The organism is Bacillus sp. GC_Bacil_1, from assembly GCF_026540675.1.
Taxonomy (GTDB): Bacteria; Bacillota; Bacilli; order Bacillales; family Bacillaceae_G; genus Bacillus_A; species Bacillus_A cereus.
Genome location: NZ_JALNUG010000001.1, coordinates 463,999 through 482,878 on the forward strand (window position 1 = coordinate 463,999; position 18,880 = coordinate 482,878).

Genomic DNA, 18,880 nt, shown 5'->3' on the forward strand with positions numbered 1-18,880 from the left:
GAGTGCATCCGCTTGCCTTTTCCATTTTCAGTTGATTCTGTTAAAACAAATGAAGTTAAAATAAGAGATGAACAAAAGAATATGTTACAACCTTGGCATGTTAGTAACGAAATTGATATCTCTCTTTTACATGATAAAAAGACTGGGTTTGATGCATTTTTATTCGAAAGAGATGTAGATGGTAAAAAGCAAGTAGTAGTATTTAGGGGGAGGGACATAAGGTGATGCTCTTTTTGGAGAAGGTGTCCCAGACTTTACTACAGATATTGATTATATATGGAGGGAAATAAGTTGAAAAGCATTGAAGTTCTAAATACATACATTGAAGGGATTTCTGTTGCAATCCCTACGTGGTTAAAACATCTAATTGAGGCAGAGGAGATACATCAAAACTATGAGAATGTACAAGCACTTGGTGCATTAAAAACAGATGCAGTGTTGTACTATGTACACCGTACGCTGCAAGTGCTAGATGGATTGCCTTTAGCTGAAGAAGCGTATCATATTATTGAAAAGGTACTAACGTATAGTGAACTTGCAAAGGTAGGATCTTTAAAACAGCGGGAGCAATGGAAGAAAAAAGGGATTAATCTATTGGTACATAATGAGGGTTCTGCTGACATCTTTAGTGACATTCAGTTTATTGAACGTGTAGAGACAAACTTAAACGCTATTGAATATTTGTTTATTCGAGATTTAATTAGAACACATGGATTAATCGGGCAGTATATCCGCGGAGAGGCTCGTTTGGACTCCCATATTGATTTAATTAACACATATAAAGAAGAATACGGAGACGTTAGGTTAAAGGAGATTCTATACTATCTTAACCAATGCATTATTGAGGGCGTATCAAAAGCTTTGTGGAGTGAAGTGAAGAACGATGTGAAGATTACAATTGATGGTTTGTTTGATGGTTATATGGAACCATTTACTTCTCGCATACATAGACTCACGCCAAAACATAAGGAGTCAGCATTTGAAAAAGATATAATTATGGGGAGCGAGAAGAGTGACGTTCAAACATTCTTATTTGATAAGGATTTATGGTATGTAGAACCGTCTATGCATGCTCTTAGCTTTGAGGATATTTGGACAGTTTTTGTTATGTTAAAGAATGAGATAGGCACTAGAAAAGTTCAGCATATACATTTCGAGAAATTGATGCAACAGCTGCATTATGATTTTAAAGGCGAAAAAAAGGACAACGTGTATCGTAAGCGGGTTATTGAGAAGTATCTACGGGAGTACCGTGAGAACGAGAAACCGAATACAACGCATGTTTCTTTTAAGGTTAAAGTCGATGAAGATATGAAGACTGCGTATGTGTCGTTTCAGTTTTCTGCTGTAGGTGAGGCGTTAATTACCTTCTGTGTAGAGGCAGAAAAGATAGATATGATGCATGCTCGGGCAAATGTGCTGCTGTTTGATTTCTTCGGGTTACGAAAGGATGCATATGATAGATTCCATAACGAAGAAGTGTATTTGGAGCATATGAATAGCTCGGCTGATGATAAACGAATTATTCTTGATTATATAAAGGGAGATACGATTGTAGATGTCGGAGCTGGTGGTGGTGTCATGCTAGACATGATTGAAGAAGAGACCGAGAATAAACGAATCTACGGTATCGATATTTCTGAAAACGTGATTGATACGTTGAAAAAGAAGAAGCAGAACGAAGGGCGTTCTTGGGACGTCATTAAAGGAGATGCAATCAACTTAAGCAGCTCGTTTGAACAAGAATCGGTTGATACGATTGTATATTCTTCTATCCTTCATGAGCTGTTCTCTTATATCGAGTATGAAGGTAAGAAATTCAATCATGAAGTTATTAAAAAGGGGCTGCAGAGTGCCTATAAGGTGTTAAAGCGAGGAGGTCGTATTATCATTCGTGATGGCATCATGACCGAAGATAAAAAGTTAATGCGGTTGATTCGTTTTAAAGATGCAGATGGAATGAAGTTCTTAGAGCAGTATGCCCATGAATTTAAGGGGCGTACAATCCAGTATGAAGTAATTGCAGAAAATACAGTCAAAATGCCTGTTAACGATGCAATGGAGTTCTTATATACATATACTTGGGGCGAGGACTCCTTCGTTCATGAAGTGCAGGAGCAGTTTGGAATCTTTACGCCAAACGATTATAAGGATTTTGTAAAGAGTATCTTTGGAGATAAAGTAAACATCGTTCAAGCTATGAACTATTTGCAGGATGGATATACAAACCATCTTAGCGAGAAAATCGAGTTTACAGATGAGTCTGGGAATGCGGTTGCGCTACCAGATAGTACTTTCTTTATGGTTTTAGAAAAGAGGCAATGATGTTGAAAACCTTTAAAAATATAATTTTAAAAAACTTAATTTAATAATCTTCAGTTAAAGAGCGTGTTTTTAGAGTAATGAAAAATTCCTAATTTCTTAATTTTATACTGAGAAACATATCCAAATAAGGTATTGGTAATTAAAACCGGGAACATTAGAACAACATCGCTAGCTGAAATTTATCGAAACTCCCCTGTGTTTCAAAACCTTCGTAATCCAGATAAGGATAAGGGGAAGTGTGGTATTTTTGAGTTTCGGTATGTTTGTGGGGAATTTCGTTCTAGAGCATATGCGATGACGGGGGATTAAATGGAAAGTGAGCCTTTTGCGTACATATTCCAAAAGCATTGCGAAAACAGAAAAAGAACATAAAAAGGGGCATGAGTAAAAGTTTACTCATAGCCCTTTTTTAATGTTTTATAATGTATAGTACTTAGCATCCTTCATTAAAAATTCACTATCTATATCTAGTATACTAAAACAAGTTTTTTACACATGAATTCTATTAAACCGATTTTAATAAAGCGTAAAAATTCGTATCATATGGGATATCATCTTGATACATATAATTTTTTAGAACACCTTCTTTTTCAAAGCCTAATTTTAATAGTACTTTATTGGAAGCTTCATTTTCAAGAAATACAATTGCTCCAATCCGCTTTAAATGAATTGTATGGAAACCGTATGATATAACCTCAGAAACAGCTTCAGTCGCATAGCCTTTTCCCCAGTGTTCAGGCAAAAAGGCATAACTTATATTGGCTCGTTTATGCTCAGAAGACCAATCGTGAAAACCAATGGTACCGATGAGTTCTTTCTTGTCTTTTAATTCGATTCCCCATTTTATACCGTTTCTTGCATTGTAACTCAACTTAAAGTTATGAATGATTTGTTTCACTTGATCAACATCTTGTAACGGTTTTTGGCCATAATAGCGCAGTACATTAGTATTAGAAAAGCATTGTAGTATACGCGGTGCATCTTCTTCGGTAAGTTCTCTTAAAATAAGTCTTTCAGTTTTTAATAAAGGAAACATATTTTCGCTCCTTTTCACATGAAAATAGAATGTATTTGTTATTATATAATTTAATCTGAAAATAAAGATTATTCAAGGTGTAAGGGTAGATTTGATTTATGATAAACTTAGATGTGGAATATATTTCAAAAAGAGGTTTGGAAATGGAAAAAAATTCGATATTAATTGTAGATGACGATAAAGATATTATTCAATTTATTAATGTGAATTTAAAACAAGAAGGTTTTAAAGTTTTTAGTGCTCATAAAGGAGAAGAGGCTTTAGAAATAATAAATAATAACAGTATTCAACTTGCTATTTTGGATATTATGATGCCTCAAATGGATGGTATAGAACTTTGTAGAAGGATTAGAGAGAAACATAGTTTACCAATTATGTTTTTAAGCGCGAAATCATCGGATGTAGATAAGGTAATTGGATTTAGTACTGGGGCAGATGATTATATTGTGAAGCCGTTCAGTACAATTGAATTTATCGCAAGAGTGAAAGCTCAATTAAGAAGGTATACATATTTCAACCAAAATGCTGTTCAAGTAATGGAAAAGAAACTAAATATTAGAGGTTTAGAAATAGATGAAGTGTCGAGAACAGTAATGTTATATGGAGAAAGAATCAATCTTACGAAAACTGAATATGATATTTTACACTTAATGGCAGCTGCAAGGAATCGTGTGTTCACAATTGAAGAAATATATGAGAGCGTTTGGAACGAAAGAGCCTATGAAAATAATAATACAGTAATGGTTCATATTGCAAGATTGAGAAATAAAATTGAAGAGAATCCAAAAGAACCGAAGTTTATTCAAAATGTTTGGGGAGTCGGATATAAATTTGAAGATTAAATCATTACAAGGTATTAGAGCTAAGTTTTTTATCGCATTCATATGTAGCATCTTGTTAGCAACTGTAAGTATAATAGTGTTTCAAATTTTGGTTGGAAATATATATAGTCAGGTTAATGTTTTAGAGGAAAAATATTCATTTTTATATTTTATAGTTTTTTTGATTTTTACTACAACATACTTTGCATTAATGACAAAAACACTGATGAAAAGGTTGTCTCAAATTAACAAGAACGTGAAGGAAATAAGTGACGGTAATTTTGAAATACATATACCTATTTTGAAAAATGACGAGATTGGTGAACTAGCAGCAAATGTTAATAGAATGGCGAAAAGTTTAAAAGAGTCTATTGAAAATGAAAAAAAATCACAGGAAATGAAAAATGAAATGATTAGTAATATTTCTCATGACTTACGAACGCCAGTAACATCTTTAATCGGTTATGCGGACCTGTTAGGAAATAAACTCCATTCGAATGGAGAAGAATGTGAACAGTATGTAAGTATATTAAAGCGAAAAAGTTATGAATTAAAAAATCAAGTAGATGATTTATTAGAATACTGTCAAATAAATTATAGAGAGATTGAATTACATAAAGATGAAGTAGATATGAAAGCATTAATTGAACAAATCATGATTGACTTTGTACCACAATTAGATGATGCCAATATGAGCTTTTATATTAAAAGTGATGAAGTGTTACATGTAGAAGTTGATGTGACACTTATAGTGAGACTATTTGAAAATGTAATAGGTAATAGTATTATGTACGGGAGAGATGGAAAGGGAATTGCAATTGAAATTTTCAATAAAACAATGAATGTTGAAGTAGAAATTAAAAATTTTGGACAATGCATTCCGAAAGAGGACCTTCCTTACATTTTTGAAAAGTTTTATCGTAGTGAAAAATCACGTAGTTCTCATACGGGCGGGAAAGGAATAGGACTTGCAATTTCAAAAAGTATAGCCGATCTCCATCAAGGGGATATCACTGTACGTAGTAACGATAAAGAAACAGTTTTTACTGTGAAATTACCGCAGTATAAAAAAGTAAGAAAGTCGTAAGTATTTCTTTTATATGTCGTAATTTTTACTTTGTATCATTGAGAAGAAGGATATGAGAGTAGGGATGCGACATGTGGAAGAAATTTTTATTAGTAATTATAGTTTCTTTTTTAATTATAAGTTGGAGTTTAATTTATGTAGCTAATGGTGTTACATCAGTTTTTGTTTGGTGGAGTATTCAGGCTTTTAGTTTTATTTCAGTTTTCCTCTTGATAGGATCAGTAATAATATTTTTTTGGAAAGGCATTTTTAGAAAGCGGATAGATAGAACGCTATTTTTAATCATTCTGTTTTCTATCATTGGAGCTTGGCCTGTCGGTTGGTTTGCTAATATAGGTAGAATTGCTTATCCAGCAGATATACAATCTATGAGTCCTAAAACAGTAGTTCGTTTTCCTTTGAATGAACGGGTATTAATAGGTTGGGGTGGTGATCGGTTAGAAACGAACTATCACGTTATAAAACCAAATGAAAGGTGGGCATATGATATTCTCATTCCACCTGCTGAAGTGAAAAGTAGTAAGTTAGAGGATTACGGAATATATGGAGCGAAAGTAATGGCACCAGCTTCTGGGACGGTGGTATCAATTAATAATAATGAACAAGATTTAGTTCCGGGATCGGATAATTTTCAGTCAATGGCTGGGAATCATATTTATTTACGACTAGATGAAACAGGCACATTTTTAATTCTTGCCCATTTAAAGAAAGGGTCAATTAAAGTGAAAGAAGGACAACGTGTAAGAGAGGGAGAAGTTCTTGCTCAAGTCGGTAACTCAGGAAGTTCAAGTGAGCCGCATTTACATATTCATCATCAAAGGCAAGATCCGTCCAAGGTAAGTATGTTTTTTGCGGAAGGATTGCCACTTTACTTTCGAACTGAAAATGGTGTCATGATGCCGGAAAGAGGGGCATACATAAGTGGTAACTAGAAGAAAATCATTTCATCCAAAAAGGGTATTCCAAATAAAAATTGGAATACCCTTTTTTCATTACCCTACAAATGTTTGATACAGTAAGAAGATATTTAAAACGATAACGAGAGCAGCAATTATCCATGCGATAAATGTTGTTATACGGTGGTTAACGAGTGCACCCATAATCTTTTTATTACTTGTAAACATAATAAGTGGTACAAGTGCAAATGCAATACCGAATGATAAGACAACTTGACTCATAACTAGAGCGTAAGTTGGATTTACACCTAAAGCGATAATAACTAGTGGTGGAATCATTGTAATAAATCGGCGTAAATATAACGGAATATGCATGCGAATGAATCCTTGCATAATAATATCGCCTGACATTGTACCGACAGAAGAGCTTGATAAACCGGCTGATAACAGACCAATTCCAAACAAAGCAGCTGATATAGGACCTACTAAGTTGGTAAATTGAGTGTAAGCAACATCTAAATCTTCAACGTGCATACCATTTTTAAAAAATAGTGCAGCTGCAACAATTAACATACTCGCATTAATTGCTCCAGCGATAACCATTGCAATAATAATATCGATAAATTCGAAACGAAAAATCTTTTTCTTTTGTTCGTCAGTTGTTCCGACCACACGGCGTTGTGTTAATGCAGAATGCAAGTATATTGCATGCGGCATAACTGTCGCACCTAAAATCCCTGCTGCAAGTAAAATACTGTCTACACCTTGGAATTTTGGAATAAATAGTCCTGAAAGAAGGGGACTTAATTCTGGTTTTGCATAAAAAACTTGAATCCCAAAAGCAATTACTACAATGAAAATCATTCCTGTAATAATAGCTTCTAGTGGACGAAATCCTCTACGTTGAAATTCAAGGATAATAAATGATCCGGCTGCTGTAATTAAAGCGGCAGGTAGCATCGGGATTCCAAATAGTAAGTAAAGCCCCAAAGCAGCTCCAATAAATTCCGCTAAATCTGTAGCCATAATAACTAGTTCACCTTGTATCCATAAGCCGATAGACACAGGCTTTGGAAAGTTTTCACGAGCTATTTCGGGTAAATTGTTTCCTGTAGCAATTCCTAATTTAGCCGATAAAGTTTGGATTAATACAGCCATTAAGTTAGAAGCGAGTATAACCCATAATAGTAAATATCCATATTGTGAACCAGCTGCGATATTTGTAGCAAAGTTGCCAGGATCAATATAAGCAACGGACGCGATAAAAGCGGGTCCTAAAAATGGTAACAGTCTTTTCCAGCCTTTTGTTTCTCCACTTAAAGCTAAGTGAGCTGATTGTACAGTTGTACTTTCAGAAGGGAGATGTTTATCTTTTGTTATATCTTTATTCATAGTAGTTTTCCCCTTTAAAATGTTAACTTGATGAAATTATTGTATTTATTCTTACTCATTATTTCAATACATTTAAATATGTTATGTGATAATTTCATTTGAACACGAAAGTTTCCTTAATGCAAATTATATGCCTTTATGCAATGGATGGTGTGATAATGTAAAATGAATTGGGAGTTTATGGTGTGATGACATGGGGAATCATAGTGAATTAAAGGGCTGTTTTTGAAATTTATGTGAACATAAAGCTGATAATACAGCATATTAATTGATGGAATTGCAATTGTATGATATATAATATATTGGGATTACAACATAACCATAGTGTTATGATGTGTAATCTTGTTTTTTATTTTTGTTAACTGATAGAAAATAGTATAAAGAAAAGAAAATGGGATTCATTTTCTTATTATATATGTTTTGATATGAACGTTAACTTATACATGATTTTAAAAATTAGATAGGTGGTAGAAATACATTGGCAACTACAAAACCATACAGAGTATTACTATATTACATGTACACAACAATTGAAAACCCAGAAGAATTTGCTGCAGAGCATTTAGCATTTTGTAATTCACTTGAATTAAAAGGAAGAATTCTTGTAGCAAAAGAAGGTATTAACGGAACTTGTTCTGGAACTGTAGAGCAAACAGAGAAATACATGGAAGCAATGAATAATGATCCACGTTTTGATGGTATCGTATTTAAAATAGATGAAGAAGAAGGGCATGCATTCAAGAAAATGCACGTACGTCCTCGTCCAGAATTAGTTACACTTCGTCTAGAAGATGACATTAACCCACACGAAATAACTGGGAAGTATTTAGAGCCAAAAGATTTTTATGAGGCAATGAAACAAGAAGATACAGTTATCATTGATGCACGAAATGATTATGAGTTTGATTTAGGACACTTCAAAGGCGCGATTAAACCTGATATCGAATCATTCCGTGAATTACCAGATTGGATTAGAGAAAACAAAGAAACACTTGAAGGTAAAAAGATTTTAACATACTGTACAGGTGGAATTCGTTGTGAGAAATTCTCTGGTTGGTTAGTTCGTGAAGGTTATGAAGATGTAAGTCAGCTTCACGGCGGAATTGTAACGTACGGAAAAGATCCAGAAGTACAAGGTGAGCTTTGGGATGGGCAATGTTACGTGTTTGATGAACGTATCGCTGTTCCAGTAAACCAAAAAGAACATGTTATCGTTGGTAAAGATCACTTTACAGGTGAACCATGTGAGCGCTATGTAAACTGTTCAAATCCAGAATGTAATAAGAAAATTTTATGTTCTGAAGAAAACGAAGCGAAATATTTACGTGCATGTTCTCATGAATGTCGTGTAAGTCCACGTAACCGCTATGTAATACAACATGAATTAACTGAAGAACAAGTAGCTGCTGCATTAGAGAAAATCGAAGCAGGGAAGTAAGCTGAATTCGTATAATAAAAAGGTACTCCAAGTTTTATTTTGGAGTACCCTTTTTTTATTATCCAGTCCTGTCATTTGTCGTTTTTTGTCGGTAAGTCGATATATTTAAAAAATCGCTGATATATCTTAAAAATCGCTGATAAAAATTTCACTTACTGTAGCACACCAAGAATTTGAAAATAACCTTCTTTAGTTTTTATCCTCTTTTTCTTTTACAGCAGACAGTACCGTTTGTTTTACCCAAGCTTTTCTTTGTTTATGCTGTAGACCCCATTGGTATAAACTTTGGGCTCCTAAAATAAGTGAAATGACAATGCCGCTAATCGCAATTAATAGAGCGAAAAATTCAAGAGGTGACGATATTTTGTTTGAATCGGTGTTTCTTAAAAGGTCGATCATAGTAAACCCTAACATTTGGCCCACTACAGAGTAGAGCGTTAAAATTAATAATAAAAGGCTATCTTTTTTAGAGGCGACATTTTCTTGATATTTAAACAAACTATCAAGATTTTGTTTCGCATTCGAGTATAGAACCTCAATATTAAAAAGTTTTCTTAAGCGAAAGAAAATATCTTCACTTTGTGATTGGGATACTAATTCTAAAGAAAAATAATTAGCAGTGAACGAATTGATCGAATAAATTAATTTCTCTATTTCATTAGTATCTTGTTCAATGTTTAGCTCAGCATAGGCGTTTGCCATTTTTAATAAAACAATTTTATGAAATAGGTTTAATAATAAAGCGTAATAAAATTCTCCGAACATTTGACTAGCAAGTTTAGAGATTTCGCGTTCTCCATCATTTGTTACACATGTAAAAATATGTTCTTCCATTATGAAATAACGATTTGGAGCCCATCTCTGGTAAGCGTGTTTTTTTAAATAGTCATGAATGTAAGGAAGGTTATTTGCACTCACATAGGGCTTACCATCACTTGTTAATCCGGAAAGACTAGAAGTACGATAAACATCTACTTCATTAAGTTCCATACCTTCTTTTAGTGACAATAAAGTTTGAACGTACATTCTTTGGTCTTCAAAGAAAGGGAAGGTTTGAAAGTATGAACTTCTTAATCTCTTCTTTTCAAAGAAATCAGTTACACCATGAAATAAATAACCAAAAATGAATTTTTCAACTTGGGAATACTTCTTTCCGTTACATTCAATACAAATAGTCTCATTTGTATCATTTTTAGTTTCAAGTACACGGAAGCGAGCAGCGAATTCGATTGCTTCAGATAAAGTCATGTTTGGAGCAGTGTTTACTTCTGTTCGAATTGTTAAGAAGCCAAGTTCATAAGGACAAAGTGTTACATCAATAGAGTGTATCTTGAATGGAATTGAAATAAGGTTTGTTGTTAAATGTCCAGTTAAGTTAAGGTCCTTTGAATAACGTTGCAAGCCCTTTTGATGCTCTGAATGAGGAAAGAGAATTTTATTTGTAAATGAAAGATAGTATGCTTCCATATTTTGATGTGAAACTTTAAACTCCCCATAATATGTATTTTCATCATCGAGATGATCGAGCCGAAAAGGACGAAAATCGTTTTTTTGTAAGAAAGGGAACATATTTTGTTCATATCCAGCTTTAAACGAAAACGGGAATATAAATTGGAATATAGCTGTTGCTACACCTTTTTCCTCAATTGATTGTATTGCCTCCATCTACATTGTGTCCTTTCCATATATGCTATAGAAACAACATGCCCAAATTTATTTGAAAATAACCACTCTTTTATACTCAATTGAGAGTGAAAATTCAGCTTATTTAGCAGGGAACATGTATAATGTTATGTATACTAAAAGTTATAAAATTGTATTTTGAAAAGGGGGATGCTGTATGCGGATTTTAGTATTAGGCGCTGGTGGAGTCGGAGGATTTTTTGGTGGCAGATTAGTCGAGAAGGGAGAAGATGTCACGTTTCTTGTTCGTAGTAAACGGAAAAAACAATTAGAGGAAAGAGGACTTGTAATCCGAAGTGTTAACGGGGATTTTTCCTTCCGACCGAAATTAATAACGAAAGAAGAGCGAACTTCTCCATTTGATGTCATTTTATTTTCAACAAAAGCGTATCACTTAAACGAGGCAATTCAAGATTTGAAGCCGTTTGTTGGCGAAAATACTGTAATCATTCCATTGTTAAATGGTATCGCTCATTTATCGCTATTACAAAAAGAATTCGGCGAAGAAAAAGTAATTGGCGGTTTATGCTTTATCGAGACGACGTTAAACAATCAAGGAGAAATTGTACAAACTAGCGCTGCCAACAGACTTGTGTTTGGAGAAATTAAGTCTCAAAATTCAGAGAGAGTAAAGCATATTTCTAAAGCATTTTCAGGTACGAAATCTAGTTTTGTTTTAAGTGAAAATATTACGCAAGATATGTGGCATAAATATTTATTTATTACTGTAATGTCAGGTGTGACAACGTTAATGCGTGCACCAATTGGACCAATCCGTGAAAGTGAAGGCGGCCGTGATTTTATCCGTAATGTGTTTGAGGAATCTGTACAAATCATGAGAGTATTAGGAGCTCCAGTAAAGGCTAATATTGCCCAGGAACATATGAAAACGATTGATAAAATTTCGTATGATATGAAGTCATCAATGCAACGTGATATGGAAAAGGGTTCGTTTATTGAAGGGAAGCACTTGCAAGGATATTTACTGGATGTAGCAGAGAAATTTTCTATAGCGGCACCATTATTAGAATCTATATATCAAAATTTAAAGGTGTATGAAGAGATGACCTTTAACAAATCTGTAATAGAATTAGATGTATGAAAAAATAAAAAAGATAGCAATATATAAGTGTATTGCTATCTTTTTTATTTTTTTGTATGACAAATTATTTATTTCTTTTCGTTCTATCTGTCAAATTTATTTCCTGTTCACGTTTACCATATAACTGATTAATTTCATTTGCTACTGCATCTAAATATGAATCGGAAAAAATAGGCTTCTTTTCTTTAGACATATGGGTCTCCTTTGCGGATTTTTAATATTCATTATGTATATTTCTCAGCGGATTATGCGCAATCATTTTAATTTTTTTCTTATTAAAAATTTTTGTTTACTTTTTGAAAATAAAGGAGTATTATAATCCACAGTTTCAATTTTCTAAATCGCTGAAACCGCATGGTACGGGGGACCCGTTTTTACGGATTAGTACATAATCCGATGGGGTGAATCCTTGAAAAAGGTAGGGCTACTCATAGGCCCGAATCCGACAGCTAACCTCGTAAGCGTTATATTGAGAAGGAAGGTGGAGCTTGTGCGACAAAAAAAATAATGTCTACAAGTCTATTTCGCTATGGCTTGTAGACATTTTTTGTTTTCTGAAGAAATAGTTTACTGGCTGTAACAAGCAGAAAAGTTCGTACAAAATTATTGGAGAGTGGACAGCATTGGTTTCATCTATTAAAAGATTTTTAATTGGAAGACCGTTAAAATCAACAGAGCTTGGAGAACAAAAGCTTAATAAAACGAAAGCTTTAGCTATTTTATCTTCTGACGCATTGTCATCAGTTGCTTACGGTCCAGAACAAATTTTAATTGCTTTAGCAGGTGTGGGAGCGATCGCTTATTGGTATTCCATTCCGATCGCTGTTGGGGTATTAGTATTATTGACAGCCCTTATTTTATCTTATCGTCAAATTATTTTTGCTTATCCGCATGGCGGGGGAGCGTATGTTGTATCAAAAGAAAATTTAGGGATGAATCCAGGCTTAATTGCTGGAGGATCTTTATTAGTCGACTATATTTTAACTGTTGCGGTAAGTGTATCTGCAGGTACAGATGCGCTAACATCTGCTTTTCCTAGTTTACATGCACATAATGTAATCATTGCGATTATATTTGTTATATTTATTACCATCTTAAATTTAAGAGGAGTAACGGAATCAGCTTCTGTTTTAGCATATCCTGTTTATTTATTTGTTTTAGCCCTATTTATATTAATTGGTGTAGGCATATATAATATTTTGACTGGTCACGTTTCACCAACTTTACACACGCCGATCGGAACGCCGGTTGCGGGTATTAGTTTGTTTTTACTGTTAAGAGCATTTGCATCAGGTAGTTCTGCTTTAACAGGTGTTGAAGCAATTTCAAACGCAATTCCGAACTTTAAAGATCCTGCGCCAAACAATGCTGCAAAAACATTGCTTGCAATGGGTGCATTACTTGCTGTGTTATTTTCAGGAATTGTATTTTTAGCTTATTATTACGGAGTGACGCCGAGTAAAGAAGTAACAGTTGTTTCTCAAATTGCTGAACAAACATTTGGACGTAATTTCATGTACTATTTCATACAAGGTACAACAGCTTTAATATTAATTCTCGCAGCTAATACAGGCTATTCTGCATTTCCTTTATTAGCGGTTAACCTCGCAAAAGATAAATTTATACCGAGAATGTTTACGATTAGAGGAGACCGTCTAGGTTACTCAAACGGTATTATAATACTTGGAGTTGCTTCGATTATTTTAATTGTAGCTTTCCAAGGACAAACAGAACATTTAATTCCGTTATATGCAGTAGGGGTATTTATTCCATTTACACTTTCTCAAACAGGGATGGTATTAAAGTGGCTTCGCGAAAAACCTGAAGGATGGGTTTTAAAATTAACGGTTAATTTAATTGGTGCAGTTATTAGTTTTATCGTAATGAGCATGTTCTTTTTAACTAAATTTGCACAAGTTTGGTCGATTCTTATTTTCTTACCTGCTATTATCTTCTTGTTTCATCGAATTAAGAAGCATTATGATGCAGTGGGTGATCAATTAAGTTTAAAAACTTGTGAACCTCTTATTCCAATTGAGGGGAATGTAATTGTCGTTCCTGTAGCAGGTATGACGCATGTAGTAGAAAATTCATTGAACTATGCGAAATCTCTTTCGGCAGATCAAGTTATCGCTGTATATGTTGCTTTTGACAGAGAAGAGGAAAAGAAATTTGAAGAGAAATGGAAGGTGTGGCAACCTGAAGTAAGGCTTGTTACATTACATTCTCATTATAGAAGTATTATTCAGCCGCTAACGAAGTTCATTGATACAGTGCAATATAAGGCAAGTGAATCGAATTACCGCGTTACGGTCGTTATACCACAGTTCATTCCGAAAAAAGGTTGGCATAACATTCTTCATAATCAATCCAGTTTACTCATACGTGCGTATTTACTTTATAAAAGAAATGTTGTTATTACGACAGTTCCATATCATTTGAAAAAATAAGAAGATTTTTGAAGGATAGCTTCGTGAAAATGAAGCTATCCTTTTTGTGTATATGCTATGCATAATTGCATATGGATTTAAAAATTATATTAATATAATTTTATCGGTTATTTGCAAGTAGTGTTTTCTGTTGTGATATATAGATATTTCAATCGATAAAGTGAATCGGATTATATTTTGAAATAAGGACATGAAAGCTTGAAAATAAAGGGAATGAAAATACTTCTTTACGTTATATAAACAGCTGTGTTTAAATGACCTTACAGTACAAAACATATATGAAAACAAAACGAAATTTCATATTTACGCATGTTGTTTAGTTTAAAATGAATAATATTTTTAAGTAATATATTCACTATGTGAATGTGAGAATTTCGATGAAATAGAAAATTTATACAATGTTATTCATACTAAACACATATGAAAAATAATAAAATGTTTTGTGACGATAAGTAAGTACTGTAGCAATACGAGAGAGGTGGTTCATACATGGATCACGGTGAGAACGTTCTCTATTTTAATCATCTCAAATTATGGGCAAGAAAATAGAATAATAAAATGCGATAGTAATAGTTGCTAATACATAGGAGGAGTTAAAGTGAAAAAGACTTTAATTACAGGGTTATTGGTTACAGCAGTATCTACGAGTTGCTTCATTCCTGTAAGCGCTTACGCTAAGGAGGGGCAAACAGAAGTGAAAACAGTATATGCGCAAAATGTAATTGCTCCAAATACATTATCCAATTCAATTAGAATGTTAGGATCACAATCACCGCTTATTCAAGCATACGGATTAATTATCTTGCAACAGCCAGACATTAAGGTAAATGCGATGAGTAGCTTAACGAATCATCAAAAGTTTGCAAAGGCGAATGTAAGAGAATGGATTGATGAATATAATCCGAAACTAATTGACTTAAATCAAGAAATGATGAGATACAGCACTAGATTTAATAGCTATTATAGTAAGCTCTATGAACTAGCAGGAAACGTAAATGAAGATCAGCAAGCAAAAGCAGATTTTATGAGTGCATATGGAAAATTACAATTGCAAGTACAAAGCATCCAAGAGAGTATGGAGCAAGATTTATTAGAGTTAAATAGATTTAAAACAGTATTAGACAAAGATAGTAACAACTTATCAATTAAAGCCGATGAAGCAATAAAAACACTGCAAGGATCAAGTGGAGATATTGTGAAATTAAGAGAAGATATTAAAAGAATTCAAGGGGAAATTCAAGCTGAACTAACTACTATTTTGAATAGACCTCAAGAAATCATTAAAGGTTCTATTAATATCGGTAAACAAGTATTTACAATCACAAATCAAACTGCACAAACGAAAACAATCGATTTTGTTTCTATCGGTACTTTAAGTAATGAAATTGTAAATGCTGCAGATAGTCAAACGAGAGAAGCAGCTCTTCGCATTCAACAAAAGCAAAAAGAGTTATTACCACTTATTCAAAAGTTATCACAAACTGAAGCAGAGGCGACTCAAATTACATTCGTTGAAGATCAAGTAAATAGCTTTACAGAATTAATTGATCGTCAAATTACAACTTTAGAAACGTTATTAACGGATTGGAAAGTTTTAAATAATAATATGATTCAAATTCAAACAAATGTTGAAGAAGGCACGTATACAGACAGTAGTTTACTTCAAAAACATTTCAATCAAATTAAAAAAGTAAGTGATGAAATGAATAAGCAAACAAATCAATTTGAAGATTACGTTACAAACGTTGAAGTACATTAAACAGAAAAATAATTAGCGATATAGGGAGAGAAGAAAAATGACAAAAAAACCTTATAAAGTAATGGCTCTATCAGCACTTATGGCAGTATTTGCAGCAGGAAATATTATGCCGGCTCATACGTATGCAGCTGAAAGTACAGTGAAACAAGCTCCAGTTCATGCGGTAGCAAAAGCTTATAATGACTATGAAGAATACTCATTAGGACCAGAAGGCTTGAAAGATGCAATGGAAAGAACAGGTTCAAATGCTTTAGTAATGGATCTGTACGCTTTAACAATTATTAAACAAGGTAATGTTAACTTTGGAAATGTATCGTCTGTTGATGCGGCTTTAAAAGGGAAAGTAATTCAGCACCAAGATACAGCTAGAGGAAATGCGAAGCAATGGTTAGATGTATTAAAACCACAGCTTATTTCAACAAATCAAAATATCATTAACTACAATACGAAATTCCAAAACTATTATGATACTTTAGTTGCTGCAGTTGATGCAAAGGATAAAGCGACTCTTACGAAAGGCTTAACTAGATTATCAAGTAGTATTAATGAAAATAAAGCACAAGTGGATCAGTTAGTAGAAGACTTGAAGAAATTCCGAAATAAAATGACTTCGGATACGCAAAACTTCAAGGGTGATGCAAATCAAATTACATCTATATTAGCTAGTCAAGATGCAGGGATTCCGCTTCTGCAAAATCAAATTACAACGTACAATGAAGCAATTAGTAAATATAATGCAATTATTATCGGTTCATCTGTTGCGACAGCTCTAGGACCAATTGCAATTATCGGTGGTGCAGTAGTTATTGCTACGGGCGCAGGAACACCGCTAGGAGTAGCATTAATTGCAGGTGGTGCAGCAGCTGTAGGCGGTGGTACAGCTGGAATCGTATTAGCGAAGAAAGAGCTTGATAATGCACAAGCAGAAATTCAAAAGATAACAGGACAAGTTACAACTGCGCAATTAGAAGTAGCAGGATTAACGAACATTAAAACACAAACAGAGTATTTAACAAATACAATTGATACTGCAATTACAGCGTTACAAAATATTTCAAACCAATGGTACACAATGGGATCAAAATACAATTCTTTACTTCAAAATGTAGATTCTATTAGTCCAAACGACCTAGTTTTCATTAAAGAAGATTTAAACATTGCGAAAGATAGCTGGAAAAACATTAAAGACTATGCAGAAAAGATTTATGCTGAAGATATTAAAGTAGTAGATACGAAAAAAGCATAATTGAATACGAATCGTTAGAGCGTTAAGTGTTGATGAATGATTTGAAGCTCCTGTTCAGTTGTGAGCAGGAGCTTTTGATATCCTTATAAGGAGAATAGGTGAAAAATATGCAGAAAAGTTTTTATAAAAAATGTCTTTTAGCGGTAATGATTGCTGGGGTGGCAACGAGTAACGCATTCCCTTTACATCCTTTTGCAGCAGAACAAAATGTAAAGGTGCTACAAGAAAATGTGAAAAACTATTCTCTTGGACCAGCTGGATTCCAAGATGTAATGGCACAAACGACATCAAGTATATTTGCAATGGATTCATATGCAAAATTAATTCAAAATCAACAAGAGACGGATTTAAGTAAAATAAGTTCGATTAATAGTGAATTTAAAGGGAATATGATTCAGCATCAAAGAGATGCAAAAGTTAATGCAGCATATTGGTTAAATAATATGAAGCCTCAAATTATGAAAACGGATCAAAATATTATAAATTACAATAATACTTTTCAATCGTATTATAATGACATGTTAATAGCGATTGATCAAAAGGATAGCGGAAAATTAAAAGCGGATTTAGAAAAGTTGTATGCGGATATTGTAAAGAATCAAAATGAGGTAGATGTATTATTAGGGAATTTGAAAGCTTTTCGCGATAGAATGGCGAAAGATACAAATAGTTTCAAAGAGGATACAAATCAGTTAACAGCGATATTGGCAAGTACGAATGCTGGTATTCCAGCTTTAGAGCAACAAATAAATACATATAACGATTCAATTAAAAAGAGTAATGATATGGTCATTGCTGGTGGCGTACTTTGCATAGCATTAATAACATGTCTTGCTGGCGGGCCAATGATTGCGGTTGCGAAAAAAGATATCGCAAATGCAGAAAGAGAAATCGCTAATTTAAAAGATAGAATTTCAGGAGCGCAAGCAGAAGTCTTAATTTTGACTGATGTAAAAAATAAAACAACAAACATGACAGAAACAATTGATGCAGCAATTACAGCACTACAAAACATATCAAATCAATGGTATACAGTAGGTGCAAAATATAATAATTTACTACAAAACGTAAAAGGAATTTCTCCAGAAGAGTTTACGTTTATAAAAGAAGATTTACATACAGCGAAAGATAGCTGGAAAGATGTAAAGGATTATACAGAAAAATTACATGAAGGTGTGGCAAAGTAAACAGTGGACTAGTTCTGCTGTTTATTTTTTTATCCTGTTTTTTGTGAGAGTTGAACTTGCAATTATATATAAGTTTGTCATGTATTTTTATATTTTTTATAAATTCTAAAAGGACATTCCCTATTGTTGGTATGATAGACAGAAACTGTTTTTTTAGAACAGGAGACAATAAATAGGGAAAATAACATTAGGATTATTAGTTATATTTCTACTTATATTTATGTACATGTCTTTAGTAGGAGATGAGAATAAGGGTTCCTTAACTCCTAATCTGATTTCAAAGGAAAAATATTTAGAAATTGATTCTGTTGCTGGAGGTACATTTAGAGATTATGGTCAAGAAGCAGAAGCAGTGTTTGAAAAACTAAGTAGTCAGAAAAATGTTGAAATAAAAAAGATTTTTTGAGGAAGAAATTTTGAAGAATCATTATAGACTTTTACTTTATTAGTATTAACTG

General features: G+C 33.4%; 16 protein-coding genes, 1 pseudogene and 1 riboswitch. Of the genes and pseudogenes, 13 read left to right on the forward strand and 4 right to left on the reverse strand.

From position 1 onward, the window contains the following. Positions 1–12 precede the first annotated feature (12 nt). From OXT04_RS02490 to OXT04_RS02500, 3 genes and pseudogenes are all read left to right on the forward strand, one after another. A complete protein-coding gene (locus OXT04_RS02490; protein ID WP_139213206.1) occupies positions 13–225 on the forward strand; it encodes a hypothetical protein in 213 nt (70 codons plus the stop codon). A gap of 66 nt (positions 226–291) precedes the next feature. After that, positions 292–2,325, forward strand: coding sequence for a class I SAM-dependent methyltransferase (locus OXT04_RS02495; RefSeq protein WP_139213207.1), 2,034 nt, complete (start codon positions 292–294; stop codon positions 2,323–2,325). A 117-nt stretch (positions 2,326–2,442) separates the two neighbouring features. Then, a pseudogene (locus OXT04_RS02500) lies at positions 2,443–2,738 on the forward strand (hypothetical protein); the annotation flags it as partial. Between the two features lie 92 nt (positions 2,739–2,830). On the opposite strand, the gene OXT04_RS02505 reads toward OXT04_RS02500, so the two are convergent. Then, entirely contained in the window at positions 2,831–3,361 is a 531-nt protein-coding gene (locus tag OXT04_RS02505) for a GNAT family N-acetyltransferase (protein WP_000484220.1), read from the reverse strand. 143 nt (positions 3,362–3,504) lie between these two features. Between OXT04_RS02505 and OXT04_RS02510 the strand changes: the two genes are divergently transcribed. The 3 genes from OXT04_RS02510 to OXT04_RS02520 all read left to right on the forward strand — a co-directional run bounded on the left by OXT04_RS02510 (position 3,505) and on the right by OXT04_RS02520 (position 6,201). Then, the gene (locus OXT04_RS02510) at positions 3,505–4,203 is read left to right on the forward strand and encodes a response regulator transcription factor (protein ID WP_267412689.1); all 699 of its coding nucleotides are present in this window, start codon (positions 3,505–3,507) and stop codon (positions 4,201–4,203) included. Continuing rightward, entirely contained in the window at positions 4,169–5,269 is a 1,101-nt protein-coding gene (locus OXT04_RS02515; RefSeq protein WP_170954600.1) for a sensor histidine kinase, read from the forward strand. Before OXT04_RS02510 ends, OXT04_RS02515 begins: the two co-directional genes overlap by 35 nt. Positions 5,270–5,340: 71 nt before the next feature. After that, on the forward strand, positions 5,341–6,201 hold the full coding sequence (locus OXT04_RS02520; protein ID WP_016513019.1) for a M23 family metallopeptidase: 861 nt from the start codon (positions 5,341–5,343) through the stop codon (positions 6,199–6,201). Positions 6,202–6,261: 60 nt separating this feature from the next. Here OXT04_RS02520 and OXT04_RS02525 read toward each other — a convergent pair whose 3' ends face one another. Then, entirely contained in the window at positions 6,262–7,557 is a 1,296-nt protein-coding gene (locus tag OXT04_RS02525) for an Nramp family divalent metal transporter (RefSeq protein WP_001030687.1), read from the reverse strand. 478 nt (positions 7,558–8,035) lie between these two features. Between OXT04_RS02525 and trhO the strand changes: the two genes are divergently transcribed. Then, on the forward strand, positions 8,036–8,995 hold the full coding sequence (gene trhO / locus OXT04_RS02530) for an oxygen-dependent tRNA uridine(34) hydroxylase TrhO (protein ID WP_000246224.1): 960 nt from the start codon (positions 8,036–8,038) through the stop codon (positions 8,993–8,995). Positions 8,996–9,184: 189 nt separating this feature from the next. On the opposite strand, the gene OXT04_RS02535 is transcribed toward trhO, so the two are convergent. Then, the gene (locus OXT04_RS02535) at positions 9,185–10,660 is read right to left on the reverse strand and encodes a hypothetical protein (protein WP_000387439.1); all 1,476 of its coding nucleotides are present in this window, start codon (positions 10,658–10,660) and stop codon (positions 9,185–9,187) included. A 175-nt stretch (positions 10,661–10,835) separates the two neighbouring features. Here OXT04_RS02535 and panE point away from each other — a divergent pair, with 175 nt between their 5' ends. Continuing rightward, entirely contained in the window at positions 10,836–11,780 is a 945-nt protein-coding gene (gene panE / locus OXT04_RS02540; protein WP_001221913.1) for a 2-dehydropantoate 2-reductase, read from the forward strand. A 64-nt stretch (positions 11,781–11,844) separates the two neighbouring features. On the opposite strand, the gene OXT04_RS02545 is transcribed toward panE, so the two are convergent. After that, positions 11,845–11,973 carry a hypothetical protein gene (locus OXT04_RS02545; protein ID WP_000031873.1) on the reverse strand — a complete coding sequence of 43 codons (129 nt, stop codon included), beginning with the start codon at positions 11,971–11,973 and terminating at the stop codon, positions 11,845–11,847. Between the two features lie 139 nt (positions 11,974–12,112). Then, positions 12,113–12,259, forward strand: a riboswitch (cyclic di-AMP (ydaO/yuaA leader). Positions 12,260–12,403: 144 nt separating this feature from the next. On the opposite strand from OXT04_RS02545, the gene OXT04_RS02550 reads away from it, so the two are divergent. From OXT04_RS02550 to OXT04_RS02570, 5 genes are all read left to right on the forward strand, one after another. Further along, entirely contained in the window at positions 12,404–14,230 is a 1,827-nt protein-coding gene (locus OXT04_RS02550) for an APC family permease (RefSeq protein WP_000254901.1), read from the forward strand. Between the two features lie 598 nt (positions 14,231–14,828). Beyond that, positions 14,829–15,989 (forward strand): non-hemolytic enterotoxin NHE subunit A, encoded by a 1,161-nt coding sequence (nheA, locus tag OXT04_RS02555; RefSeq protein ID WP_000751828.1) that lies wholly within the window; start codon positions 14,829–14,831, stop codon positions 15,987–15,989. 37 nt (positions 15,990–16,026) lie between these two features. Then, positions 16,027–17,235, forward strand: a complete 1,209-nt coding sequence (gene nheB, locus OXT04_RS02560) for a non-hemolytic enterotoxin NHE subunit B (protein WP_000162968.1) — start codon at positions 16,027–16,029, stop codon at positions 17,233–17,235. Positions 17,236–17,342: 107 nt separating this feature from the next. Next, entirely contained in the window at positions 17,343–18,422 is a 1,080-nt protein-coding gene (nheC, locus tag OXT04_RS02565) for a non-hemolytic enterotoxin NHE subunit C (RefSeq protein ID WP_033657501.1), read from the forward strand. Positions 18,423–18,648: 226 nt separating this feature from the next. Then, positions 18,649–18,828 (forward strand): hypothetical protein, encoded by a 180-nt coding sequence (locus OXT04_RS02570; RefSeq protein ID WP_097924319.1) that lies wholly within the window; start codon positions 18,649–18,651, stop codon positions 18,826–18,828. The last annotated feature ends 52 nt before the right edge of the window (positions 18,829–18,880 follow it).

What these genes read in the sequence shown, in the direction of transcription:
- OXT04_RS02505 (WP_000484220.1), bottom strand. Translation starts at nt 3,361, where the DNA reads ATGTTTCCTTTATTAAAAACTGAAAGACTTATTTTAAGAGAACTTACC.
- OXT04_RS02510 (WP_267412689.1), top strand. Translation starts at nt 3,505, where the DNA reads ATGGAAAAAAATTCGATATTAATTGTAGATGACGATAAAGATATTATT.
- OXT04_RS02515 (WP_170954600.1), top strand. Translation starts at nt 4,169, where the DNA reads ATGTTTGGGGAGTCGGATATAAATTTGAAGATTAAATCATTACAAGGT.
- OXT04_RS02520 (WP_016513019.1), top strand. Translation starts at nt 5,341, where the DNA reads ATGTGGAAGAAATTTTTATTAGTAATTATAGTTTCTTTTTTAATTATA.
- OXT04_RS02525 (WP_001030687.1), bottom strand. Translation starts at nt 7,557, where the DNA reads ATGAATAAAGATATAACAAAAGATAAACATCTCCCTTCTGAAAGTACA.
- OXT04_RS02535 (WP_000387439.1), bottom strand. Translation starts at nt 10,660, where the DNA reads ATGGAGGCAATACAATCAATTGAGGAAAAAGGTGTAGCAACAGCTATA.
- panE (WP_001221913.1), top strand. Translation starts at nt 10,836, where the DNA reads ATGCGGATTTTAGTATTAGGCGCTGGTGGAGTCGGAGGATTTTTTGGT.
- OXT04_RS02545 (WP_000031873.1), bottom strand. Translation starts at nt 11,973, where the DNA reads ATGTCTAAAGAAAAGAAGCCTATTTTTTCCGATTCATATTTAGATGCA.
- nheB (WP_000162968.1), top strand. Translation starts at nt 16,027, where the DNA reads ATGACAAAAAAACCTTATAAAGTAATGGCTCTATCAGCACTTATGGCA.
- nheC (WP_033657501.1), top strand. Translation starts at nt 17,343, where the DNA reads ATGCAGAAAAGTTTTTATAAAAAATGTCTTTTAGCGGTAATGATTGCT.
- OXT04_RS02570 (WP_097924319.1), top strand. Translation starts at nt 18,649, where the DNA reads ATGTCTTTAGTAGGAGATGAGAATAAGGGTTCCTTAACTCCTAATCTG.